Genomic DNA, 24,851 nt, shown 5'->3' on the forward strand with positions numbered 1-24,851 from the left:
CTCAATACTGAGTCGGGTCTGGCGCAGTCGCATTTCGTGTTGCAGACACCGCTGCCACAGCGGGGGTCCAGCCGCACACATGCGAGAGCTGCTAAGACTTGGTTGACACGCGGTCTTCACTGGTCGATGTTTCGGAGTCGAACAAACTACCGGCTTGCGGCTCAATGGGCAGGCGGAAGGTCGCAGTTCAGCGTCCCCTAGATCTTCGGCTTGCCGCACAGCTGCCCAATTCACAACGTCCAAGCCGCTCACTAGCTTGATAATCTCCCGAGGGCTCGCATCTGGTAACAATTTTGACATCGTCACGATTTCGCGAAGACGTTGTCGACGGCGTAGCTCGGTTTCGTTCACTGACATGCATGCACATTTCTCGTTGTCCGGCCATGAGTTGAGCTCGGAGTACGATCGGTATCCGACGCACGCAGCAAGGGCGTTTTGTACATTACTCAGGCGCGTGGAGGCGCCACCTGAAAGCGGGAATGCAGATCGAATCTGTTTTGCTTTGCGCCTTAATGTCTCGCGAGAACGACATGGAAGGCGCACATCTAGAGGTTTCAGAGTATTCACACGATTCTCCGTTAGCGCGCCGCGCCGGTGTTGTTTGTCACTGCCGGCGCGACGCTTGGTTAAAGCCTATGAAACGGTCAGGTCCTCCTCGATGCTTTCGTTAAACCGATTCCTCCATCGCTGAAATGACGCATCCAGTGCGAGAGCATCCGATGTCGCCGCAAAATTGCGACTGAGTTCCGCGAAAATGGCTCCGATGCAACGCCGGACCGAATTCGCGTTCACGTAACTGATGTCAAGCTCTGCTCGTGCCGGGATTTTGAAACGGGTAGCAGCTATCACCAGGCTCGGGAAAAGCCGGTCCTGAGTAGTCACAAGCAGGTCTGGTGTTGCCCGGCGGCGCGACAGGTCGCCGAGTGCCTCCAGCACCCATGGCACGCCGGGCGTTCTTGCGTCCCGAAACCAGGTAAACAGATTTTCGCCAGACAGGACATCCAGCACAATCGCAATGCGACTACCGTCAAGGTCAGGGTGATAGAGCTGCCAATCGGCAATAAACCAGACGTCTGATGTTTCGGGATGAATCAACGGTGATACCTCCATCCGGGCATAGTTGATACTGGCGACCGGCTCACACGTGAGCCGGTCGGCTGAGTCCTGCCATACATGTGACATCGCCGCCTCGTGGATTGATTGGAAGAGGATGCTGCGAGATTGGTATTGCCTGGAATTGCAATGCATTTGCATCTTGTCAGCTCCATATAACGGGATGAGCATTAACGTCGGATCGCTTCAAAAGCAGCATCAAACGCATCCTTCGACAACGTTCGAACGGACCCCATGTTTTGGCCTAGCGCCTTTACCGGGATGACGTCAAAGCAGAGGTGGGTGCGATCCCGGGAAATGGTCAGTTCATTCAGCCTACGTCGTAAGCGCTGTGCACGTTCGTCCGAAATGCGTTCGACCAGGACGCCGATGACTACGGCGTTGCGACCCGATAACCAGTCGAGAGGGAATGTTTCGATTTCGAACCTTAGCGACTGGCTCTCAAGCATTTTTCTTGCGCGGCATACTGCGCCACACCAACTGGCGAGTGCTGGCTCCATATAAATAACTTCATGGTCTGAGTCCTCCTTGATTTCAGCATCCGATGTCCGCAGTGGGACAGAAAAAAAGGCGTCCGCTAGCGAGACGACAGTGAAGGCCTGCTGTCCTGATGGACCAGCAGATTGAGCTTTAATAATCCTGTCCACCAGGCAGTTTCGTTCGCGTTCTCGGGCGAGGGGAACGATCGGTCCTCGCGGCGACACGTCAACGCCTGTCGAATGGAAGTGGATCCACGGAGCAACGACGGGGTCGCTGATTGTGGACGGACCTTGAGGTGGCCGTTGCTTCTGGTGAAGCCGATTTCTGAGCACGTCGCCGATAACTGCCAGCCTTGAAGAGAATCGGTCGGCCATATCTGACGAACCGTGTTTGACCGGGGGGGTATGACTGACGAGCACGGTCGGGCCATATTCTTCGTCCACGGTCTGTTCGGTGCCTGCAACCAGATGCGAATTCCTGGCCGGCTTACCGGACTGATTTTGGCGAAAGCAGAAGCCAGCATGACCGTCTCCCAGGCGATGCTTCGATTGGCGATTCGACTGTTTCGGGACAATGGCTCCCTTAACGGCGTTAGAGAAAGCCTCGCGCGCTTCAGTGATGCTCTCCGTACCGCTAAACTCCGTGCCGAGTACATTGATTGTTGATCCTTCGTTCATCAAGTGAATCGTGGTTCCCTTTACTAATTCCCTTGCGAGACTCCGGTCTGCTCTAGCAGTCAGCGGGTCGAAGTCTCCGTATGAATATGCAACTGGTCGGCGCAATCGAGCCAAGGCAGGTACGACCTTCTGTATCGGGCCGCTATTGCCTGTTAGGGCGAAAACGTCTGCCTCGGTCGGCGGTTCGACCTCTGCGTCGAAATAGCTGCGCTGGATTACACCAACAACCGCTGGTCTCCGACCGATGAATAGTTCCACAAGGGTTGATCGACTTGTTCCCATTGAACCTCCGGCGTCCGGTATGACGCAGTTTGGCGTTCGGTCGCCCGCTGGTCACACGCGACTAACGGCGATTGCGTGGGCGAAAGAGATGGATCGTTTTGTATCCGCTCAAAGGCCAGGATCCTGAAGCTGCCCACCACGTCAGGGTCGGTATCAACTATGACGCGGCGTGACCGTTGCGTTCGGCGCGTGTTCGTGGCCGAAGAAGTTCGCGCTTCAATTTTCACGTGTCGGCGAGTAGATTCCCCGCCAGCCTTCTCGAGCGTACTGCTCGCGCCGCGTTGGTACGTGGCTGCCGCAAGCTCCGAGAAGCAATGAGATGATTTCTTCTCGATAGCGCCGATATAGAAGTCGACCTCGTCACACAGTGCGCGCGGATCGAGCAGCGCTCTGACTCGGCACAGGTTGATTCCAGAGCGCTCCATATCGACGGAACTCCGCATGCAGTGGTGTTCAAGTTGCTTCATTGCTGCCTCCATTAGGGTTTGATATCAAAGCCCCTTGACTGCAAACCGGGTGGACCTGTTTCCTGAAGTTCGCCAGTAGGGACTCGAAAGGACGCATCGGGCACGCATCGCAAGTTGCCTCCCGCCGCAGGGATTCGTAAGTAACCACCATCCACGAGTCGCCTTGTAGAAACACATGGTGCTCGCCCAGATGACACGGCGGCACGAGCAGCGGAAGCGCCGACCAGGTCGTGTCCGTGGCTAACACGGCGGTACCGTCTGCGTTTGTACCGGTGGCGATAACCGAGACGATCTTGAATTTGGCCAAGACTCGACGCTTGCAATTGCGCCCAATCGGTGCCCGAGCAGGTGATCCGTAGATGTTATTAGGCATACTAATCATGGTGGCGACACAAAGGTTTTGGGGAATGCGTCCGGTGATCGATACGGGCCACGAACGCACTGAGTGCAGGGGAAGAATAGGCGAAAGAATGGAGCGGGTATCTACAATGATATTAGTCGTTTACCCGTATGCTTTAACTCGAAATTCGGATGCAATGCCAACATGTCGAACTGACAGTCGTTTGCGATACGCCCCTTATTAATATCTGAATGAGTCGGGTCGCAGCGGCTAAGAGTGAGTCTTGCCTTCGCGAATTTTTCGACCTAAAACGTTAGTCCGTTAACTTCAAAGTTGACTTATGTGACCCCGTTTAAATCTTTTGGAGAAGCGATGAAACAGCGTCAGGCAATAGACGGTGCGCCACTTCCACCGTTTGAGGGGTTCAGAACTGGGGGAAAGGAGTTTGCGGCTGGCCAGGACGCCGCTTCGTGGATCGTGGCGCTCACGAACGGCGATCGATTTTTATATCGCCCTACCGCGCCGGGCGTGTCCCTGCGTCGATACCGGTCGCGCAGCGTTTCCGAAGACGAAGTAATTCGATTGATGTTTCACGAACAGCAACTGAGGTACTACCGTGCGCGACAACACTTGGGCCGTAGCATGGTACAACCGCCCGTGCTCGTTCAGTTACCCGGTGAAGCCGATGAAGACGATTCGGCCGTTGAGGCGTTGATCTCGGCCGAAATGAATCTTGCTGGACCCCATTGGATGCATTGACCGCGAGGAATTGATGATGAAAGCTCAATCCGAACGTTTGCATCAAAAATTTAGTAATCATATTTATATGCATGAATGCGAGGGTCAAATGATGAGCGAACGTCCTGCGCCCGGAGTTGGAACTTGCGCGCTTAGTCGACCTGAAGCGCACGGTGTCTCTGCGCGTGCGATGAAGAAGGCCATTGCGGAAGGAAAGGTCTATTGCGACAACGGTCTGTCGCCACGCGAGCTGGAGCTTGTCCAGCAGGTCTGCGAGAACCATACAGAAAAGACGCCGAAGTCGCGCAGTGAGATCGGCAACCGGGTCGGACGATTTCCCTGTTCGAAAATGGGGTTCGACTATCAGATGGGCTCGATTTTTCCGGATCTGACTGCACTGCTTTACTTGAACGGTCTATGTCCTTCAAAAGGAGAGAGCGATTGAGCACAGTCATTGCTGAGAAAGTTGACAACGAGGAGCATCTCGACGAAGCGTCGATCATGGCCGACATAAAGCCGGGCATGCTAACCGATGCGCAACTGGAATTCATCATGATCAACGCTGGCGTGGCGTCGCTCGGGAAGGCGCTTGTCCGGCAGATACGAAAGAGCGAACCCGATACGGCGCCGAAATCGAGCAGGGAGATCGGTAACACGACTGGAAAACTCCCCAGCGCGTTGATGGGGCTTAACCTTCAGTTCGGATCCATCTTTCCTGAACTGTGTGCGCTGTTCTACATTGACAGCCGGCAGATGAGTCCGAATGTTCTGGAATTCTGGAACCGGATTTCGATCAAGGGTATCGACGTGCTAGACGTGAACGGTCGACGTCGCGGCACTGTCGCGCATCCTGTCCACGCGCTCGTTATTGAAAGGCGTAAGTTGTACTTCATGGAGGTTAGGCGCGAAGCGGACTTGGAAAAAGACAGTCTGTTTGTCAAGCAATCGGACAACACGTGGCGTTCACCAGCAATTGAATCTGCGGTGGCGCGATACGGTATTGGCTATCGACTGATACTAGACCGTGAGCTTGGCAAATATATGGTGGGCAACCTGTCCTATTTGTCGTCGTGTTTCTATAGCGATTACGAACCTTGCGAAGACGATGAAGTGGAAGCCGTGGCGAAATTTGTGCGGGAAACGGGCGTCTGTAATCGGAAGAAGCTGATCGAGCACGGCTTTTCGGCGCGTGCGATAAAGCAGGCGATCGCAGAGGGAAAGGTGTATTTCCCTCTGACGGAAGCAGACCTGACTAATACGGTCATCGCGTTTTTGTATGCAGATCGAGAAGCCTATGTAACACACAAGCTTGAGCGCCAGGCCCATGGCGCGCTGACCCCTCCCAAACTGAAGTTACTACCGGTGCAGGATCAGTCGTTTACATGGGACGGGAAGCCCTGGCGAGTGGTGAACGCGGGCGAGAGTGATTACTGCGTCAGGAGTGACTCGGGTATGCTCGACCTGCCAGTTGCTGACGTACGGAGATACTGCGACTCTGGAACATGGATATATGACGTACCCGACGAACCGGGCGTCATGCGCGTTACAGCCAAGCGGCGGTCTGAAGCGTTCGCGTTGCTCGAACTTCGCTATCGACCGGATGGCGAGTGGCTCTGGCCATATGGAAAACGTCGTGGACAACCAATCTCGCAACGAAGTATCCAGAGGATCAAGAGCGCAATCGCTCAGGCTGAGATAACCGGTCGCTCGCCGCTTGAGGCTCTCATGCGCAGCTACGACAATTGTGGATGCCACGCAGAGCACACGGACGGCGAGCGAGAAGTCTGGACGGACTGTCTGAAGGAAGACTATCTCAACAATCGAGCGCCGACGGTGGCGTCTGTTGCGGACACCTATCGCAATAGATGCGAGGCGAAAGGATATCCCCCGGTCAGCACCGAAACGATCCGGCGTCGGATTCGGAAACTCGATAAGGCAATCGTTGTTCGGGAGCAGGACGGCACCTTCGCTGCGTATCAATGGGGGAATTTTGTTCCGCAGGACAAAGGCAACAAGTTGGTAAAGGGTCGGGTTCCGTTCGAGGTCTGTCATGTGGACCACACCCCGTTGTCCGTCAACGTTCGTTGCTGCGTTACCGGCAAGGTGTCGAAAGTAACTGTATGGAGGACCGTACTAAGGGACGCCTGTCACTTCCGAGTTCACGCGCACATTGTGCACCATGGGTCGCCCTCCTATGAAACCCTTTATCGTCTTCTGCTCGAGATGGCCAAGCGAACGGGTGGCCGTCTCCCTCAATACATAGTATGTGATCGAGGGCTAGATTTTCGCGCAAAACAGTGGGAAGCGACGATTGCGAGGTTCGGGGTCATCAAACTTAACCGGCCAGCACGACGACCTCGTCACGGCCAGCCAGTTGAGAGTGGAAACCGCAAAGACGACGTCGAAACCATATCTAACCTAGACGGGCACGCCAAGCCGAACATCGATTTTCGCGTATTGAAGGGAGATTTCGTTCCCTCAGCTGCGGCAATCTACACCGTTTCAGACATCCGGCAGATTTTCGACGAGAAATATTATGAGATCGAGCCGCGCCATCCTTCACCACGAACGAGAGGCGAGACCATTCTCGAGTTCGAACGCCGTGTGCTAGCACAGGTCGATACTTCGCACATTCGTCGCATTGGCGATTATGAGGAGTTCAGATTTCTCTGCATGCCGGAGGTTCAAGGCACTTACCGAGTTGTCAGCTGGCAGGGGTCCGTACAGGCCCGAACGCTCGAATACTTTTCGCGGGATCTTGTAAATGCTGAGATTATCGCTTCGAAGGTCCTGGTCCACTACGACCCTGACAACCTTGGAAGAGTACTCGTGTGGGCGAAGAAGAAATGGGTCGAGTGCCGGGCAGAATGTTACGAGCTTCTTTCGCAGTTTACTGATCTCGAACGGGTCGACTACGAGAGCTACCTGAAGGGGGAAGGTCAGAACAAGTCGGTGACGCGAATCGCCAAGGGTATGGAACTGGCAAAAAGCTTGAGCGCGGCGCGGGAAACTGCTCGCGGACGTATGGCACACGGTCGTGCCTTGGAGAATCGTGGCGAAACGTACAGTCCCGAGAAGGGGCAGCCGTCTGGCGACACCGTCGACATGCAGCAGTCCCAAGCTGACGCGACGCACGACCAGGCGAAGGTTCCTCGAAAAAACAGAGTGCCGGTGGTCTCCGAGCAGGAGCTGGAGGAGATGACTATTCCGGATTTCCCCTCGTATTCTGACCGAATCTGATGCGGAGGTGACCTTGAATCAATTGAAGGCGGATGACACCCGGTTTTTAGCAACCGAACAACGCGAGCATATTACGTACATCCGGGAGTCGTGGACCCTGCTCTATGAACTATACAACGACTGGTACGAGGAGATGATGGACCACGTGGCAACAGACGAGCCTGGCCAGCTTGTCCTTCTGATTGGTCCCACCCATGTAGGCAAGACCGCAATGATGAAGTTTTGCGACCGCATCTTGACAGAAATTGCGCGCAAGGCAGGTCGTGCTGTCCACGGGAGTGCGTACATTCGCTTGCCCGCGTCGGTAGGCAGCAAATACGACAAGGGCGAGACGTATAGACGTCTGCATGAAGCGATGCTGCCGATGATTCCGGAATCTTTCGTCACCTATGGTGATCCTCGAGATGGCGCGGTCAAGCGGTCGATGATCCCACGGGCGGGCAGGGCGCCGACACACGCTGCGTTGCTGCGCGCGGTCGTGAACCGGATGAATGATGGTTATGCAGCGTCTTTTCTCGACGAGGTTGGTGAACTCCCACTTCTCCTGAAATCCAACGCCGTTATGGAGGCCGCTATGGCGATCAAGGAGATTGCAGACCTGTCGCGTAAGACTGCGTTTATCGGTGGTGGCCCAGAGGTTGCGCCCCTTCTGTGGCAGAACGCCCAGTTGACTGCACGTATCCAACCCATCTGGATGCACCCGCTGGACTATAAGGTGAAATGTCACCGAGAACAGTTCGCGGGTGTGTTGAATGCGCTTGCGAAGGAGCTTGGTCCCGCTTACATCAAATCGGACATCATGGATGTCAAACATGCCATGTTCATCATGCAACACGTGTGGGGGACCGTAGGCCTTGCGACGAAAGTTATTTTGCGAATGGTGTCGCGTTCGTTGCGTCGTGAAGGTGCACCCCTCGACTGGCCGTTACTTGAGGCCGGTATTAAACGTGCTCACGATTCCCTGCGCCATCAGATGACGATTGAGCATGCAATGTTCGCGGCCGCAAAAGATCCGGAGCGCCGCGCAGACTATTGGGCGTCGGCTGGTTATCTGAATATGCGGACGACAGCCTTCCACGCGAAGAGTTACGAGAAAACCGTTGACATCGACCCGCTTGATACCGCCCCCGAAGAGGTCGTGCCGATTACTAGCGGTCGCGGGAACAAGGGTACAGCGCGACCCGAGGAGCCCAAACGCGCACCGGTCAATGGTTTGCCGGGTGAGGACCGGAAAGCGGCTTGATGGGGTGAACTTGAATTGAGTGTGAGTCGTCCGTCCATTTGCCGTCGGTGGCTGATGGGCGGACGATCGTTGCATCGCCATACATCGTTCAATTCGGTCTTATGCGCTACTTCGCAGACAAGCTTCCTGCCGGCACCCCCATTTATTCGTATATCGCATTCGAGGCACAGGAGGATAGATTGAGACTGCCAAATCTCGAGCCGATGATGAACGGCACATGGGAACAAGAAGGCTTAACAAGCTACGTTAATCGTCTTGCCGAGAATCTGGGCATCTCGACGACGGATCTCATTCTGAAGGTGATGGTTCCATTAGTCGGCGGACCGAATGATCGGAATTGCAACATCTGGAGGAGCATTGATCTTGGGAAAAAAAGCGGGGCAAAATGGGTTGCTGCGCTTGAAAAGTTGACCGGGCGGACCGACCTGAATAGCTTAACTCTTTTACGGCTATCGACGATATGTAGCTTGTGGTCAGAGATACGGCGGGACGCTGCATTTTGTCCTCATTGTCTTGAGGAAGCTGTGGATCGGGCCGAGCGAGTTTATACGCCACTAGCGTGGCGACTGAGATCGTACACCGTGTGCATAAAGCACCGGATTCCGTTGCTGGATTTCTGCAGACATTGTGGGTGCAAAAAGCTGAGGGTTTTCTTTGCAGGTGGCCGGAATGGTTGCTGTTACAAGTGTGGTCGGTGGTTAGGCGATGCAGTTTCACTTGGAAATTCTGGAGAAGGTGGGCTGCAAGAGCTTTTGACTAGTGTGACCGTCGCGGAGCTGCTCTCGCTTGCTTTGGACGGGGAGGAAGTGATCACGTCGGTCAGAGGTTTCATGAAGGAAGTTGTCGATGAACGACTCAATGGCAACATGGCATCGTTAGCAAGAGGTCTCGGAATTTCTCCCGTAAAGGCGCGTCAGTATACGATTTGCGAGGATTTGCCACGGATTCGGGATTGGGAGTTGATATCAGAGATTGCTGGTGTCAGCCTCCTTGATCTTCTGCCATGCCACTCGCTGCCCCCCGACCTCGGCGATCATCCATGGTTTCGTGATACGTCCAGGTTATCGACCCGAGGGGGGCGTCCCAAAGGAGACCTAACTGCGACTATCGTTAGCACGGCGCTGCGAGGTGCGCTAGACGCAGAAGCTGCAGTTTCTTTGAACCGCCTCGCGATGAGCCTCGGCACCCATTATTCTTGCCTTCAGCGCTTTGAACCTGAGTTGGCTGCGGAAGTATCCAAGAGGTTTCGTCTAAGCGTCAGCGCGCGGGCAGAGGCGAGACGCGCCAAATTTCAGGAGGATCTGGTCCGCGCAGTCGACGACCTCCTCGCGGCCGGGAAATTTCCAACGCCGTCCCGCGTGAAAGCGCGCATAGATCGCAAATTTTGCTGGTTCGATTTTTACAAGGAGACGTACGAATCGGAGGTGAAAAAAAGAAAGCTTGTCAATGCCGACGGTTTCCGGGAGGCGCGCGAGTGATGGGCTTCGTCTATTTTGACAAGGAAAAGTTGTCAAATTGAACGGGATACCGCTATATGTTTCCAGATTTTTGACTGATTAGTGTCAAATTATGTAACAATGTCAGTGTTGTTTACGGGTAAACAACTATCTGTGGATGTTGGTATTTAGCGACGTTGCGCCACTGCTCGTCGTGACTGGTCACATGCGCTTAAGGCTCCTACGAGCATGCTTCCCTCGACCTGCTGCACCTCGCGCGTCCGATCCTACGACGAACGAAAACGCATACTTCTACGTGCGGAGAAACTGGGAGGTCGCCTGTGGGCCTCTATAGCTGAGGGTGGGGAGCTACGCGCGACGTGGCGCTGGCACCGTCGGCGCTTCTAGCAACGCATTGATATGTGGCCAGCTCATCTGATGCGTAAAGGGCAGGGCTACCGGCTTGCAAGCCTTATCGTTACGAGCTGTCCAACAGAGTTCTCAAGGAGGATCGAATTGCTGCCGCCGAACGTGGAGAAATTTTTTTCCCACGCGGTCTGCCGTAGCGGGACCGTGACACCGCGAGTTCGTCGCGTATGGCGCCACGCCGCTTCGCTTTGCGAATGAGGTCTACCTGCGCATGATTATCGGCCTTACAGTCGTTCAGAAACCTAACTGCCAACTGTCGTCGACTCCTGTTCGCTTTCGACTGTAGGTCCATCGTCAGACGAAGTTCTCCGGGATTCATGCGCACTGGATTTTTTTTTACCTATTCTTTCCCGCTCTCGCGCTTCTTTCATCGCGGTGGGGCGGCGCCTGGTAGATGTCGAACCGTTGGAACGCATGATGTCCACTCGCTTCGGAAGCTGGAGCGTAACCGTCTCGACTCCCATGGCCGCGAGGCACTGGATGACAAATGAGAACTGGAACCTGCCACGGCTTATTTTGACGGACAGTGACTTTACCGCTTCTGGTGCCCCCATTTCCTGAAGCCGGGCGGCAAGCTCCGGGACGCCGATCCGTTGCGCAGCCATTTCCGTGCGGAGCAGTTCTCTCGCGGTTTCATATAAGTTCATACTTAAGCTCCACCAGCAATCGACAGTAATGCCTGAATCCCCAACGCGATTGATAACCTCTAAGTTAAGGCATCGTGCCACGAACACTGCCGTCTTGCGTGCCTATCGAACGGGGAATTTGATTTATAACGATAATCGCTGATCTCATTTGCTCGAACTTGGTAACAATATGACTTGCGGATTCAGGCGTAGTTTGAGCCATAAGCCATTGAAAAATATCGAAATTGAAGGGGCTTGGGTCGGTCGAGCCATTGCTCAATAAAACCAGAAACCTTGACAATCGACCCGTGATGTATCCCTAATTTATTCTCGTCGGTGCAGCGATACGTAATTGATAACAATGAATTTCCTGGATTTCAAGCCGCATTTGAGTTTTCACCGCAAACTTGTCAATTCGTATGGGCGGGCGCTGGTGCTCGACGCGACGCTTTAACGCATGGTACTCAACGCAAAAGTTGCGTCAGCGTCACGGGCAGCGACCCTACGCCATGTCGCACAGTCTCAACGTGTTGAAGCTGGGCGCGGCAAAACATCGCGGCGTACGGAAATCCTCGGCGTTGCACGGCAATGGGTCGCTTGATTGCACCCGGTCGCTAAGGGCGGCCCGGTAGCAGATCGTGCTTCCTGACAAGATGTCCACTTACGCCGTTTCCGTCGAGAGACAGCGAGTCCTCACCGTGGGCGTCATTGCGAAGCACGCGCACACGACAAATATGGGTTTCGCATTGCGGTCTGCTATCGAGTGTTCGAAGCCGGACTCTGGATAGTTGGCCACGCCTCCCGCGATAGTGATCCGGATGACATACAGGTTATGCGGTAGCCGACGATCGTATGGCGTGTCGCTCAACATATCTCCCGTTCGTCGAGAGTCGGCCTATCGAATGTAGCGATTCCCCTCGCGATTTGCATCTCTCTATCCCCACATCGATATCTGATCATGCATGATACGTCCTCGTATGCTGACGTGTTTAAAAGTAAGGTAGGTATACCCTGGTTGAAAGTGACGTGTTTAAAAGTAAGGTATACCCACGAGCGCTTGGCGCTTTTGGTAAATGAAGACGGTGCTCAGTCACCACATCGCGTGTAGGTTAGAACGAAGGAGGGCCGAGTGCGTCTGCATATCGTTTCGGATCTGCATCAACATTCAAGCCGCGATGCCGGACCGGACCCAAGGGTCACGCCCGTCGACGCGGATGTGCTAATCCTTGCCGGGGATATCGATTTCGTCGAAAAGGTCGCTGACAGGTACGGCGAATGGCCCTACGACGTGCTGTATGTTCGTGGCAATCACGATACGTACTTTCGGCCATATGAACGCGCGATCTCGACTGCTGCCATTCGGATGGAGACTGGACGCGTTCGCATGCTCGAAAGAAGAGTCGTCTTCTATCCGAAAATCAGGATAGTCGGTTGCTGTCTTTGGACTGACTTCGAATTGGTAGGCAACGTCGAGGACGTAATTGTGCTTAACCGCGAGCTCGGTGCCGATTTTCGATGTCTGATGCGCGCAGACGGGCGATCGGTTACTCCCGAAGACCTACGAGTAGAGCATCGCAGTTCGCTCGAATGGCTGCAGAACACCTTGCGCGAACCATTTAACGGAGTGAACGTTGTTGTCTCACACCACGCGCCACACCGGCGCTCACTGAATCCCGCGTACGGAGTTACCTGGAGCAGCGCGTCATTCGCCAGCGACCTGTCGGCCACTATGCGACATGTAAGTCTTTGGGTGCATGGGCATGTCCATTCTTTTGTCGACTTCAAGTTCAAGCGCTGTCGAGTAGTGTGTAACGCTGCGGGCTCCACGGCGAGACCCAATCCGGATTTCGTATCCGACTTCGTTGTGGAGATCTGATATGCCCGCCACGCGCATTCGAGCTGTCCATGCTACTGCCACTCCAGGCATTCGTGAGCTTCAATCATCTGCAACCCTAATGAGAGTTCGTGGCGCCGGTACGGGTCGAATCGAACAACTCTCCAGTCTCGCCGCGCGCCTTGCTGAAGAATTGTGCCTGCCATTTATAAGCGTGTACCGCGACGGACTTTATCCCCTGTTCGATGGGCGCGAGAATTCCACCCGGCGCATAACGCTCCCGGCCAGGCTCGCCATCGAGTCCATTGGGCGAACTGCTACGGAATGGACCGCAGCACTTGCGACCGTGACGAGACTGGAGAACCTGAGATGTTGTTCACTCCTTCCATTTCAAGGGGCGTTAGCTGCGAGGCGTCTGGTCACTCTAGGGCGCCGTTGGTGTCCAGAGTGCCTTGAGGAGATGGCGGACCGTCGAGAGGTCTATGAACCGCTTGTCTGGCGAGTCGCAGAGGTAGAGATCTGCCCTTTGCATAGCCGATCGCTAGCTGACACCTGTCATCGTTGCGGCAAAGGCGGACAGACTTCGCTCGTCGCTAACGCACGCGTCGCTTGCTGCCGCCACTGCGGCGCGTGGCTGGGACGCCGCGAGCGTGACATCGACGAAATGCCTGTAGACGAGTTCAACACATTTTGTGCGGTTGCGTGCGAAGAGCTACTCCTACTGCCGCAGAGACTTGCAAAGGGTGAGGAAATACTGCCATCGGACACTTCTTTGTCAGGCCTGCGTGACGTATTTTTCTCGGGGAACGGAAGCGCCATGGCGAGACGCCTCGGTACAGTACCTTCTCAACTCAATGCATATTGCTCTGGCGAGCTTCCGACTCCGTTGCACGTGCACCTGCGAGCGAGCTATCTGACCGGAGCCTCGATGCGCCAGATATTCGTGACGCAGGAGTTCACCGATATGTCGCCCCGCCATCAGGAAGTGGAATTTGCACTTCGACGAGCACGTTCCCGGGCGGATTATGAGCAGGAGCTCGTCGACAATGAGCTACGACTCGCAATTGCCGGAAACGGAGATTTTTCGGTGCGGCAGATTGCTACCCGGCTCAATATTGACCCGCCGACACTCTGGCGCAGGAGTGGCGAATTAGCGAAGGAGGTTGCACGGAAGCACGCGAAGTATTCCGCTCAACGTTCCATCGAAAAAAAGGCGAGGTTCATTGAACAGGCGCGCACGGTCATCCAGAAGTGTCAGGTGGAAGATACCGAGCCCACATGGAAAGAGATCATGCAGGAGCTTGATGATCCCGGCGTCGGACTGAATCCGTGGAAGCGGTCGGTCATCAGGGAGCTTATGGCCGAAGCGTTCTCCATTGGAGAAGCATCGATTGGAAACGGAGCGAATGGAGGTTTAAATGAGCCGTGGTAAGCCAAGGGGTCTTGGAGTCGACCAACGGGAAGTCCGATTGGAAGTTGCCGCGAAGTTACTCGGTAAAGATCGCGCCGCGATTGAGCAGTTGATTGAGACTGGTGAGCTCGCGGCTGTGCGCGGAGAGGAAGGCGATCTCACGGTACTTCTTGCAGACGTCATCAGGCTGCGGCATGCCTGGTGGCAGGCTGTCGCCGATATCGCAATTGATCTGGTCGCCGCATTCGAGGACGAAACCCTTTCTGCGATGCTTTCAGAGTTAATACCTACCCAGATATCTAAGCCACGGTCAAAACGCAAGAACGCGCCGCCGCCGGATCGTCAAACGTCCGGGACGCGTAGCGAGGCGGCGACATGAAAGGGAAGCGCTCGTGCGAGAGCGATACGCCGCAGTAAGGCCACAGCTTGCTTGGCTCTCTGTCATGTCTTTGGTGACAATCGGAAGGGATGGCCATGAAAATACAGATCGCTTCTGACCTTCATCACGAGATGTCGCAACATTGCCACGAGCTGGCATGTCCGCTACCTCTTGCGCCAGGAGCCGATGCATTGGTTTTAGCGGGAGACATTCATGAAGGCACAAACGCCATCGATATCTACTCCGACTATCCAGTTCCGGTCGTCTATGTTCACGGAAATCATGAACCACTGAACAACCGTTATCCAGCATTGATATCCGATCTCGAAGATCGGGCGGTCGGCACAGCGGTGAGGTTCCTCCAAAACGACCAATTCACTTTTGGCGAAATCCGATTTCTGGGGGCGTGCATGTGGACGGATTATCTACAGTTCCCTTTGCATTTCAACGATTCACTGGAAATCGCGCGACACGGGATGATTGAACACAAGCTCGTTCGACGCAGTGGGGACGGCCGGATGTTTCAGCCCGAGGACGCACGAATGCATCAGCGCGAAACGCTGCTGTGGTTGCGCGAGCAGCTGGATGTACCGTTTCTTGGGAAAACCATCGTAGTGACTCACCACATACCGAGCCCGAGGTCAATTCCGCACGCCCACCAGCAGCATGCGCTGGCGCCGGCGTACGCCTCCAATCTCGAATTGCTCGTGGAGCGCGCGGATTTGTGGATTCATGGACACGCCCATTGGTCGTGCGACTACAGAATTGGCAAATGCAGGGTCATCTGCAATCCAAGAGGCAGGCCGGGCCGCAACCGGAAGTATCCCGAACTTCCATATGAGAACGCTGAGTTCCAGCCCGCTCTGACCGTCGACGTCTAAAACACGTTCTGGGGTCGTCAAGGAAAAGCCATGTCCATATACGTTACTACGCACGCCGAAAAGGTGTACCTCGAGCGATGGCAGATTCGCCGCTCCGACAAGGGCGATCTTCATTTCGTTGGCTTTAATGTTGTCGACTGTGATGGGCGCGTCAGTACTCCCGTCAAAACATTCGACCCAGTGAAACGCACCGGCATCACAGCCAGTGGTAGCAGTTATCGACTGGTCGGCAGAGCCGGTCACTGTTCCGACGCCGAGTACGTTTGGCGTATTGCTAGCAAAGTATGGGGGATTACGAGCTGGACCGATATCACTGCCGAACTCGTACCAGATTGGAGGCAAGGACTACCGCTCACCGAGCACGATGATGACCAGGTGTAGTCGCGAAACGTGAATCGCCGGAAAAAGCATACGAATCACGATAGCGCTAGGTAAACGACGATCCAGACGCAGACTCCATCAACAACATCCTACCGAGGAGCAGGAATGACGACCGCATACGAACGTACGCGTGCGGTGCTAGGCGCGCGCCAGCTCCTGAGTGATCTTGCTGCTGCACCAGACGATGCGGACCTGGGGGTCTTCCGAGGTCGCGCGCGCACGCTGCTTCGGCATTTCCCCGAGCCTGTGTATTTCCATTTGTCGGCCGCAATGGTCTCTGGGATCTGGGCGGATCCCGACGCAAAGTGGTACGAATGATTGTGTCCAAGCGTGAGCCTGCCGATCACTCTTCCGCGCAACGGTTAGGCGAGTCTGCGGAAGAGCGAGATGCCAGCGCAGATAACAGAGGGAAGCGAACACTTCTACTCGTAAAGCGGTCATGCCGCAGACCGGTACGTCGACTACTATGCCGGCGACAGCGCATCGAACGTCGTGAGCCTACGTTTACCAAAAACCGGCGTGGTCGATTCCTGTGTGTCAAGCTGGCGTTTGACCGATCGTCGCGTCTTCTGGCGGACGTCACATACCGATTCATGGTCGCTCGCTGCCGCCGTGGAGGTCAGGAGCCGGCGATAGGCCTCCGTGCGGCCCATAGATTTTTCTGGCGCATACAGATGCGTCGCGCGTTTTCAGAGACCGTTTTTAAGAATCTCGCCGGCAGGAGGCGTCGACGCCGCTGGTTTCGACTCGCTGAATGGCTTGAGCGGGATGCTCGAATCAATCGCGATCGCAACGAATTCTCATTTGCTGAGTTATTTTAAGGAACCGGCGTCACCGTCATGGCCGGGTCGCCTAATACGAGCGGTACGCAGGCGGTCGGGCATGAGGCGAACGAACAGCGAAGTCAGACCGCTCACCGCGCGCTTAACGGCATACGACGGATGGATGAAAGCGACGAAACGTGAAGCGACTGCATTGCGAACCGGGACGGCGACGACATTGCGAACGAGGCATTATTCGACGAAAGCGCCTAACAACGAGAACCATTGTTTGCCTGAGACCGACGCGAGCAATTTCTGACCGTGCCCTCGACGCTTGATCATCCGACGACATTTGTCGGGCGTTCGTTTCTACCGCACAGCGACATTGGAATCGCAGGAGATAGACGTGACATTGCGCCAAAAAATCGCCAGAGAGGCGCTCGCTGCGCGGCACGAGATGGTACGGAATGGAGAGCTCTTGCGCGAAGACGAATTTCGTAAGCGACTGCGGCTTAGCATTAGCCGACTTAAGGGCATGGTTGCGAGCGGCAGTGTCTTCGCAATCGAGGTCGATAAGGTCGAATATTTTCCATCGCTTCTGGCGACACCAAGCATCGACCGCAAAAAGCTGTATTCAATTTGCCGCGTTCTCGGTCCTGCGCCGGAGTCCTGCCGATTGAGTTATCTCAAATCGCGACACGCAAATCTCGGAGGGATTTCGCCAATGGTTGCGCTGCAGGACGATCGGAGCTATCGATTGTTGCGTCGCATGGCACGCGCTTATGCCGCAGAATGGTGGCGGACCTCGGTCACGATATACACAGGCTGTCACCTTGCGGAGCCGTTCGACGTCGAACCTATAGTCAAAGCTGTGGATGAGGGGGATCCCAGGGTGAATCTCTGGAAGCGCGCAGCAGGAGCTATTCTGTCAGGAGGGTACATCTATCCGCCCGGGCCATATGTTCATGCGGACGTGGCCTCGGTCTTCGTCACCCTGCATCCTGCCGGGCAAGGTAAGGCCACAGTGGAAGCGCGTGTTGAGATCAGAGTTGACGACGACATGGTGCATGCATTCGTTGTTTGTGGCGAGGCGCCGGGGTACGAACTAGATGCAATTCCGGTAGATGGCAACGGTGGCATCGTCGATACCGTGCTTCGAACCATCACAGCAGCGAGAGCGCACGAGGAAAGCCTCGGTCTGAGATAGCGTCAAGCCTGCACCATTATGACGACCCTCTCATGGCGAAACACTTGCCTAATCATTGCGGCACAAGCGCCGATCACGGGCGCTATGGTGTGGCCTCCGACATCGTGGCCGAATCGCTTGCTACATTGGTGAGCAGGAGATTGAGCATGAGCAGAACAGCTAGGGGCGTCAGACCGCTAAGCTGGCGGGTACGGGCTTATGACGGCGAGTATCTGCAACATGGTGCACCCCTTCCGCTCATCGCCGAGATTAGCGGCAACGCGGATGATGAACCGAGCATACCAATCGAGCATGACAGGGCACAACGATGTCTGCTTGCAGTGGTCCTCAATCTAGATTGCCGTCGCATGGCCTGTGACTTATTACATCCCTTCGCGCGTGTCAGCGACTCTATGACCGTATTCGTCGAGGAACCCGAGTCCGATGGTGTTGCAGCAGGCCATGTGATTGCACGTCTGGACCTGATGAGAGAGGCAGACATAGCTCATGGAAGCCTGCTGATGGAAAATCAGCCACGGATTGATTTGGAAACAGTGAAAATTGAGCCAGCTGACGGCGTGCTCGACGTGCTTCTTAGGTTGCTCGCGTTCATGGTGCGCTAGAGGTGGACTCCGTTGACAATCATCACGCGGGGAAATTCGATGAAAGTTCATGAACTAATCGCGCTTCTGAGCGGCGCAGATCCAGAGGCGATTGTTCTGGTATTTCCGCCGTACGCCGACCCATCTGACGGCGGCCCGGTCGGCGACGTGATTGTCGAAGAGCACGCTTGGACGCGCGAAACTGGACTCCGCCAGGGCAGGCAGTACGAGACCTTTTATCCTGGGGCCCTGATCCCGAGGCACCAGCCGAAGCTACAACAGAAGAAGTGCGGGTCGTTCTCATCGGAGAGGAGTTCGGCAATTTTCGCTTGCCGCAAAAATAGATATTTTTCTCGCAGTCTGAATGCTCTCTGATAATGCGTCCGTCTCGAGGGAAGGACGCCAATGACAAGCCATTCAGATCACATCGTCGTCGTCCTTTAGACGTAGTGGCTAGGAACCGCACCGGTAGAAAAGTGTTTCATGGAGATGAAGATGCGTCGCGTAACTGTAGAAATGTACCCCGGTGGTAATAGTAGCGGTAGGCGAATCCTCGGATATGCTGGCATTTCAAACGTCAAGTCTGGGGCATTTGCAAACTACGAGGTCCGCCTTATCGATGAAATACTTGGGGAGTTCAGCGCGAGAGAAATCCGGCCCAGCACGCCGAGACACAAGCGGCCACAATAACTTGAGTATTGCAAATGCCTAACAGAGCGATGGTGATGTAAGGCCTGCTGTCCCAAAGTTTGACGCTGTCACCCTGGATTTTGGCGCATTCCCACTGTAAATTTTGCTGAACGCGTACAAGATGAGCCACGACGGATGGCGGAAGTTTGGCGGTTTGTCGAGATCGGACATTAAATTTGTGCGAAAACCGATGCGACCTGGGACTTTGTCTGAAAGCGCGTGCGGGCACGGCTTTGAGGGATGCTGACGTGCGCGAAAGGGATGCCTTGAATGGGGGAGGGTTTCCCGGCATCCGGTCGGCGAATCTTGTTTTTCGCTGTATTTGTGCGTTGCATCACGACAACCATCACAACTGTCGTGGTCGCCGTGGATTCTTTTCGATAGTTCCTCTGCAAGTGATTCGGGACCGTAGAAAATGTTCGCGCCCTAAATGTAAGACGAAAGATGGTGCGGTCCGTTCGCCCGTACGCTGCTGCAGCCACGAAAGGCGCGCCGCCGTTTACCTCGGAGGCTTTGGTTCTCGGACAGCATTTCTAGTATCTTGATTGTGCAGTTCCGTCTCCGACCCCAGTCAGAGCGCCAGCTTCATGTGCTTCCGTTTCGACCGTTTGCAATCTGACAAGGACGTCCGCGATGTCACATTTTTTCCGAGTACTGGCGGCCATCGTGTCAGTCGTGTTGGCGACCAACGCGATTGCCGATGATGCCGACCCAGCATCGTTATTATCAGGCGGATCGTCGCGCGAATGGGTCTTCCAGCGCATTGTGCTTTCAATGGGCACTGGCGACGAATGCGCTAGCGGCGAGACATACACCTTCTCGAAAACCCATCAGCTTACAATCAAGCGATGCCTCAACGGTCACTTGCAGACAACTCAGCAGGCTTGGTCGGTGACGACACAGGACGGCGATACGTTGCTAAGAATCGTCGGTGATGTTGCGTCGCCGTATGTGCTGGAGTTTAAGACGGATAGTCACGGGAGCAAGTTCATGCGGCTTCGAACGAGGGCGGTGGACAAAATACACGCTGTCGCTGACAAAGAGTTCAAGCTTAACAAGGACTAGTTGGCATGGACGAGGATAAAAAACGCAGCTGGGACGTTTGGCTCGGCGTGCTGGCGCCAGTGATTACCGTCGCCGGAGTTCTGGTTGGTGTGTATCAATTTAACACGGGGGAACGAAATCGCGTTTACCTCGAAAATGAACTCCTAATAAAGAAGGACGAAATAGATTTTCGCCGCAAGCTGTGGCTTGAAAAGCTGGACACATACCGTTCAATCGTCACGCTGGCCGGAAAAGTCGTCTCTACAACCGATGTCGAACCATTTGACGGGAAGAGCTTCGACATGTTGCTTTCGCAGTTCAGAGCAGCGTACTGGGGCCAGGGGGTTTTCGTTGAGGATCCTGACGTCGCCACCACCATGGTCGATTTCCGTGAAGCTGCGGAATCCTATCGCTCGGGTTGGTCAGGAAGCGGTCAATCTCGGGATAACAAACCGCTGAAGATCAAAGCCGACCGTTTGGCGGAAGCCTGCAAGGCGTCAATTTCACGGAATGCGCCTCCTGGTGGAGCAGGGAAATGATTTGTCGCATTGTGTTCGCAGCATTGACGTTGATGGTCATGTTTGCTCAGGGACCAAGCGCATGGGCACAAGAAACATATCAGGTGTTTTTTCTTTCGGCGGGGTCGTCAAACTATTTTCAGCCGACAAGGGCGGGGCAACACGGGTTCGAGAAGTTGAGCGGAGCGAATTCGAGCGCTCGGCTTGTATCGCAGATACTTCTCGCGCATGGGGCTGTTGCGGGCATTACTCTGGTATCGACATCAGACCGTTATCTCACAAGGGCCGACTTCTACGGGGCGCTGACGGCCGTTTCGGCACAGATTAAGGTCCGGCATCCGGTTAAGCCGTTGTTGGTTGTGTACTTCGCCGGCCACGGTCTGTCAGAAGGCGTCGCATGGAATCACTTTTCGGTCCCAGGAAACTTCATATACGGTAGTCCGATGGAGAGGCTGGACGTCGAGGAGCTTGCGAAGCACACCATCTATGCTGGTGAACTGGTTGATGCCCTTGAGTCCCTGAAAATACCGTTCGTGCTGTTACTGGACACCTGCTACGACGGAAAGGCACAGTCTTTCGAATCGCCGGTACTAACCAATCAAGCAACGCAGAGCCTTGCTTCCGTGGCGGCCATTCTTCGTTTTCAGAACGAATATCACATTCCCAACCCTGTCATCTTCTCTGCGGAACCTGGCACGAAAGTCCCCTTGGCACCTGATCCCACCAGCCCCAAAACGGACTCGTTGGGCCCGATCGCGCGTCGCATGTATTTGATCAACGAGGAAATGAAGACGGCGGACAGTAAGCTTCTAACGCTTGCGGGATTTGTTTCCAGGTTAACTTCGGCACAACTGGACTCACAAACACGCCCGCCGGTGACCCATGCGACCGGCTTGGATAATCGAAGCGTTTTGCTTGGACAGGCAGTTGGCAATTCGTCACATGGTCAGGAAGACCGTCAAGCGACGGGAACTACAGCAACGTTCTGCTGTGCGCCTGAATCATCCACCCCACCGCAGGGGGCTGCCAAGCAAGGACACCGGATGTCGGGCAGTTTGAAGTTTGAAGGTTCTGCCGGCGAATTCATAAGCGGCGGACGGAAGATCGACCTGACCCGTGCCACCCCCTGGGTGACGGTGACCGAGCCGGATGCACAGAGCCTCGAGATTACCTTCGTTGGAAAAGACGGATGGGAACTCGACATAGCGGCACCAAGCCACGAGACGCTTGCCACAAAGACATACCAACGCGCTCAACGATATCCGTTTCAGGAAGAGAGTAGAGCGGGAATTTCGCTGTCTGGTGCAAGTCACTCCTGTAACGAGGTCGATGGAAAGTTTACCGTCGACCAATTGAGCCGGGACGCAAACGGGACAATTACGAATTTGGACGTCAGCTTCGAACAACGGTGTCTCGGTAGCCAGCAATTTCTTCGAGGCGTCGTACAGCTACATGCACCGTGAACCTGGGGCAGCGGCCTGCATGATGCCGTGGATCGCATTCCAGACGAACTGCAAGCGACGGCTGTCGATCTGAGTTTTATCAAGCCAGCAGTTGGTAAGAACAACCGCAGGGACGTTGTTTTCAACAAGCCATTCGATGACCTGCCTAAGCACGATTTTTTCAGACCTTGACAGCTTTTTCTCGTCGCAGAAATAAAGTTCGACGTTATTCATTTTGATTCATCTGTAACGACCTCGGACGTTCGCGTACGGCGCGGAGCGAGATACGGGAGCGTGGTGCTGATTTCCTCAAGTTGCCTACCACTTGCTGTCCTCGTCGCAGAGACGCGTATCGTTCGCGTAGACATCGCCATCACGCAACTGCGACCGATTGAAGAGAATCTTTAGGGGCCAGTTGGTAGCAGAGGGCGTTGCTACTGCCCTTGGGGGTAACAAACTAATGGTGAAAATGCCGAAGAAGAGATCATCACATTTGACCGGATTGCTCACGTTGCCGGACGGGCAGAGTGTTTTCGGCAGTCTCCAAATCGCTGGCAGTGATTCACGTCTACATCTACACCATGGCGAGTCATTGGCAGGCTTGAGAGACGTCAGAGTCATACATGGTGAGCTTCATGGCCAGGGGAAAATCACCTGTCTGAATTGCGTTGTCAGCTCGACGCAGCAAGGGCTTGGAGCAGACGGCCGCCAGCATCACTCGGCGAATGTTCACGTCGGCTTCGTTGCTACAGGCGCCTACCACTTGCCCGAGGGCGAAGCCTCAATACGGGCAATCCAGTTCACCACACAAGACATCGCTTCGGTTTTTTACGACTTCGACGCTTTCGGCTATGTCGTGAACGCCGGTTCAATCATTGACGCGGTGATAGACGCGGCCAAGCCTAATCGCGAGATCTCGGTGGGCGAGTCCCCGGAGATACTCTATTTTTCTGGCAAGACAGAAATCGTCTCTGTCGAAACAGTGCTGGGGATTTTTCGGGTTTTTCACCGCCCAACGATGAGCGTCGGCGGCCCCGAAGACACTTCTTTGAAGAATCATATATTGGTGAGGCTGGAATTTCCCAATTCAGTCACCTTCAACGGTTGTATCGAACGGCTGATGTCTTTCCACCGGCTGTTGTCGTTACTTTCCGGGCGCCGCCAAACTCTCAAGGCGATTTTTCTCGAACTCGCAGAAGACCGCCCTGAGCGCCCGCTGCTGCAACTACGCTGGTCGTTCTCCCCCAAGGGAGCGAAGCGCGGCGACAATCGATCGAACGATGCTCCTCATCCAGGAGACATGCCTTTGGACGCAATTCGCCGCCCGGAAGAATTTAAACGCGTCGTCTCTGAGTGGGTTAGCCGCGAATCTGGGTGGAGAACCGCACGGATTCGCTACGAGGGCTGTGTCCGGAAGGGCAACTCCTATGATGTCGATCGGCTTGTGGCAGCAGCAAACCTGTTCGATCTTCTGCCAGATGACGCCATCCCTCGGACTGCCGAGCTAACCTCAGAACAGGTGAGAGCTCAAACGGAATGCCGGGCGATTTTCAGGCGCCTGCCAGACAGCCCGGAACGTTCAAGTGTTCTAGGTGCGCTAGGTCGAATGGACAAACCATCGCTTACGAAGAAGGTATTGTATCGGGTGGGGATTGTAAATTCACGGCTCGGCACGTGGTTTCCCGACTTGGCGTTAGCAGCACGAACCGCCGTAAAGATTCGCAACTTCTTCGTGCACGGAAGTCTTGATGGGCTGGACTATAAGCGGTTAGAGCCGCTTATGCCGTTCCTCACCGACTCGCTCGAGTTCATCTTCGCGGTATCAGATCTTATATCGGCGGGTTGGGACGCAGACGCATGGGGCAGCCGGCATTACTCGAGCGGACATAGTTTGACCAGGTTCCGCTGGGGTTACTCGCAGCACATTGCAGCGTTGAAGGCGGCTACCTCGCGAGCGAATGGAGAAATGTCGGGCGCCGGTACTGATTCGGCAGCCATTGCATCGCGTGAGCCCGACGCCGGATAGTTCACTTAGTTGCCTCGGATGCATGCCCGGAGTTGTGCTCGGGACAGTGGAGCTACGGAATGCGGGCCGACGTCGGACGAACTGGCCCCGCAACCAAACAGCACTGAGTGCTGCAGCACAGGCGGTGCCGCGAGCAATGCGATGGACGCAAGGACACGCGCCGCCAGCAGTTCTCTACGCAAATTCAATCTGAGTTTGCCTGGAATCCGCACTCTCCGATTTCGTTGATCTCGAGCGTCTTTCTTGTGTGCCGCGCTTTCCAGCTTTCGTTCCGCGTTTCGATCTGGCCGTGCCCCCACGGGACTGTCCGAACACTTCAACCGGCGAAAAGCCAAATGCCGCAATGGTCGCTCGCACTTCTTCGAGCGCAGGCCCATATTCGTTGCGCTTCGCTTCCTCAATTCTGCGATCTAGTTCCTCGAGCTGCTTCGAGAGCTCGCTGTACTTCGACATACGCCACTCCTTAACGTGACAAGGTAGTTTACCTCGAAAATCTGTAGCCCGGAGGGTACGGATTCCGCTTCGGGAATGGTGAGGACTTCCAGGATGGTGCGTGTTTCCAGGAGTCAAGAGCAGTGGAGATGTGGTCAACCCGTCGCAAAGGTGAGGACTTCCAGGAGAGCGA

Annotated in this window: 23 protein-coding genes and 1 pseudogene; 18 read left to right on the forward strand and 6 right to left on the reverse strand. The window is 55.0% G+C overall.

Annotated elements, in window-relative coordinates; genetic code table 11:
- Nucleotides 1-633 precede the first annotated feature (633 nt).
- From AYM40_RS20815 to AYM40_RS20830, 3 genes are all read right to left on the reverse strand, one after another.
- A complete protein-coding gene (locus AYM40_RS20815) occupies nt 634-1,254 on the reverse strand; it encodes a hypothetical protein (RefSeq protein WP_148662254.1) in 621 nt (206 codons plus the stop codon).
- 29 nt (nt 1,255-1,283) lie between these two features.
- The gene (locus AYM40_RS40430) at nt 1,284-2,270 is read right to left on the reverse strand and encodes a hypothetical protein (protein WP_148662255.1); all 987 of its coding nucleotides are present in this window, start codon (nt 2,268-2,270) and stop codon (nt 1,284-1,286) included.
- A gap of 215 nt (nt 2,271-2,485) precedes the next feature.
- Nucleotides 2,486-3,019, reverse strand: a complete 534-nt coding sequence (locus tag AYM40_RS20830; protein ID WP_063498198.1) for a hypothetical protein — start codon at nt 3,017-3,019, stop codon at nt 2,486-2,488.
- Between the two features lie 712 nt (nt 3,020-3,731).
- Here AYM40_RS20830 and AYM40_RS20835 point away from each other — a divergent pair.
- From AYM40_RS20835 to AYM40_RS38740, 5 genes are all read left to right on the forward strand, one after another.
- Nucleotides 3,732-4,118, forward strand: coding sequence for a hypothetical protein (locus AYM40_RS20835; protein WP_063498199.1), 387 nt, complete (start codon nt 3,732-3,734; stop codon nt 4,116-4,118).
- A complete protein-coding gene (locus AYM40_RS40435) occupies nt 4,093-4,542 on the forward strand; it encodes a hypothetical protein (RefSeq protein ID WP_158515295.1) in 450 nt (149 codons plus the stop codon). The genes AYM40_RS20835 and AYM40_RS40435 overlap by 26 nt, the downstream gene beginning before the upstream one ends.
- Nucleotides 4,539-7,337: a Mu transposase C-terminal domain-containing protein gene (locus tag AYM40_RS20845; RefSeq protein WP_063498201.1), complete on the forward strand. Its 2,799-nt coding sequence runs from the start codon at nt 4,539-4,541 to the stop codon at nt 7,335-7,337. Before AYM40_RS40435 ends, AYM40_RS20845 begins: the two co-directional genes overlap by 4 nt.
- A 13-nt stretch (nt 7,338-7,350) precedes the next feature.
- On the forward strand, nt 7,351-8,580 hold the full coding sequence (locus tag AYM40_RS20850; RefSeq protein ID WP_148662257.1) for a hypothetical protein: 1,230 nt from the start codon (nt 7,351-7,353) through the stop codon (nt 8,578-8,580).
- Between the two features lie 179 nt (nt 8,581-8,759).
- Nucleotides 8,760-10,058 (forward strand): TniQ family protein, encoded by a 1,299-nt coding sequence (locus AYM40_RS38740; protein WP_158515296.1) that lies wholly within the window; start codon nt 8,760-8,762, stop codon nt 10,056-10,058.
- A gap of 629 nt (nt 10,059-10,687) precedes the next feature.
- Here AYM40_RS38740 and AYM40_RS20860 read toward each other — a convergent pair.
- The gene (locus AYM40_RS20860; protein ID WP_063498204.1) at nt 10,688-11,092 is read right to left on the reverse strand and encodes a DUF6471 domain-containing protein; all 405 of its coding nucleotides are present in this window, start codon (nt 11,090-11,092) and stop codon (nt 10,688-10,690) included.
- Nucleotides 11,093-12,200: 1,108 nt separating this feature from the next.
- On the opposite strand from AYM40_RS20860, the gene AYM40_RS20865 reads away from it, so the two are divergent.
- The 12 genes and pseudogenes from AYM40_RS20865 (at nt 12,201) to AYM40_RS20925 (ending at nt 22,221) form a co-directional block, all read left to right on the forward strand.
- Nucleotides 12,201-12,947, forward strand: a complete 747-nt coding sequence (locus AYM40_RS20865; RefSeq protein WP_063498205.1) for a metallophosphoesterase family protein — start codon at nt 12,201-12,203, stop codon at nt 12,945-12,947.
- A gap of 79 nt (nt 12,948-13,026) precedes the next feature.
- Nucleotides 13,027-13,437 (forward strand): annotated as a pseudogene (locus AYM40_RS43730) (TniQ family protein); the annotation flags it as partial.
- Between the two features lie 396 nt (nt 13,438-13,833).
- The gene (locus AYM40_RS42565; protein WP_063498206.1) at nt 13,834-14,337 is read left to right on the forward strand and encodes a hypothetical protein; all 504 of its coding nucleotides are present in this window, start codon (nt 13,834-13,836) and stop codon (nt 14,335-14,337) included.
- Between the two features lie 37 nt (nt 14,338-14,374).
- Nucleotides 14,375-14,695 (forward strand): hypothetical protein, encoded by a 321-nt coding sequence (locus AYM40_RS20875; protein ID WP_148662259.1) that lies wholly within the window; start codon nt 14,375-14,377, stop codon nt 14,693-14,695.
- A 95-nt stretch (nt 14,696-14,790) separates the two neighbouring features.
- Nucleotides 14,791-15,576, forward strand: a complete 786-nt coding sequence (locus AYM40_RS20880; protein WP_063500588.1) for a metallophosphoesterase — start codon at nt 14,791-14,793, stop codon at nt 15,574-15,576.
- A gap of 30 nt (nt 15,577-15,606) precedes the next feature.
- Nucleotides 15,607-15,957 carry a hypothetical protein gene (locus tag AYM40_RS20885; RefSeq protein WP_063498208.1) on the forward strand — a complete coding sequence of 117 codons (351 nt, stop codon included), beginning with the start codon at nt 15,607-15,609 and terminating at the stop codon, nt 15,955-15,957.
- Nucleotides 15,958-16,062: 105 nt separating this feature from the next.
- Nucleotides 16,063-16,275: a BPSL0761 family protein gene (locus AYM40_RS43485; RefSeq protein ID WP_063498209.1), complete on the forward strand. Its 213-nt coding sequence runs from the start codon at nt 16,063-16,065 to the stop codon at nt 16,273-16,275.
- A gap of 849 nt (nt 16,276-17,124) precedes the next feature.
- On the forward strand, nt 17,125-17,925 hold the full coding sequence (locus tag AYM40_RS20900; protein ID WP_063498211.1) for a hypothetical protein: 801 nt from the start codon (nt 17,125-17,127) through the stop codon (nt 17,923-17,925).
- A gap of 146 nt (nt 17,926-18,071) precedes the next feature.
- Nucleotides 18,072-18,527 carry a hypothetical protein gene (locus AYM40_RS20905; RefSeq protein ID WP_063498212.1) on the forward strand — a complete coding sequence of 152 codons (456 nt, stop codon included), beginning with the start codon at nt 18,072-18,074 and terminating at the stop codon, nt 18,525-18,527.
- Nucleotides 18,528-19,829: 1,302 nt separating this feature from the next.
- Complete coding sequence (locus tag AYM40_RS20915; RefSeq protein WP_063498214.1) at nt 19,830-20,261, forward strand: hypothetical protein; 432 nt, start codon at nt 19,830-19,832, stop codon at nt 20,259-20,261.
- Between the two features lie 5 nt (nt 20,262-20,266).
- Nucleotides 20,267-20,779, forward strand: coding sequence for a hypothetical protein (locus AYM40_RS20920; RefSeq protein ID WP_063498215.1), 513 nt, complete (start codon nt 20,267-20,269; stop codon nt 20,777-20,779).
- The gene (locus AYM40_RS20925; protein ID WP_063498216.1) at nt 20,776-22,221 is read left to right on the forward strand and encodes a caspase family protein; all 1,446 of its coding nucleotides are present in this window, start codon (nt 20,776-20,778) and stop codon (nt 22,219-22,221) included. Before AYM40_RS20920 ends, AYM40_RS20925 begins: the two co-directional genes overlap by 4 nt.
- Here AYM40_RS20925 and AYM40_RS20930 read toward each other — a convergent pair.
- Nucleotides 22,207-22,434, reverse strand: a complete 228-nt coding sequence (locus AYM40_RS20930) for a hypothetical protein (protein ID WP_063498217.1) — start codon at nt 22,432-22,434, stop codon at nt 22,207-22,209. The genes AYM40_RS20925 and AYM40_RS20930 overlap by 15 nt on opposite strands.
- 235 nt (nt 22,435-22,669) lie before the next feature.
- Here AYM40_RS20930 and AYM40_RS20935 point away from each other — a divergent pair, with 235 nt between their 5' ends.
- A complete protein-coding gene (locus AYM40_RS20935; RefSeq protein WP_236721134.1) occupies nt 22,670-24,226 on the forward strand; it encodes a HEPN domain-containing protein in 1,557 nt (518 codons plus the stop codon).
- A 174-nt stretch (nt 24,227-24,400) separates the two neighbouring features.
- Here AYM40_RS20935 and AYM40_RS20940 read toward each other — a convergent pair whose 3' ends face one another.
- The gene (locus AYM40_RS20940; protein ID WP_063498219.1) at nt 24,401-24,679 is read right to left on the reverse strand and encodes an H-NS family nucleoid-associated regulatory protein; all 279 of its coding nucleotides are present in this window, start codon (nt 24,677-24,679) and stop codon (nt 24,401-24,403) included.
- Nucleotides 24,680-24,851 lie beyond the last annotated feature (172 nt).

Source organism: Paraburkholderia phytofirmans OLGA172 (assembly GCF_001634365.1).
Classification (GTDB): Bacteria; Pseudomonadota; Gammaproteobacteria; order Burkholderiales; family Burkholderiaceae; genus Paraburkholderia.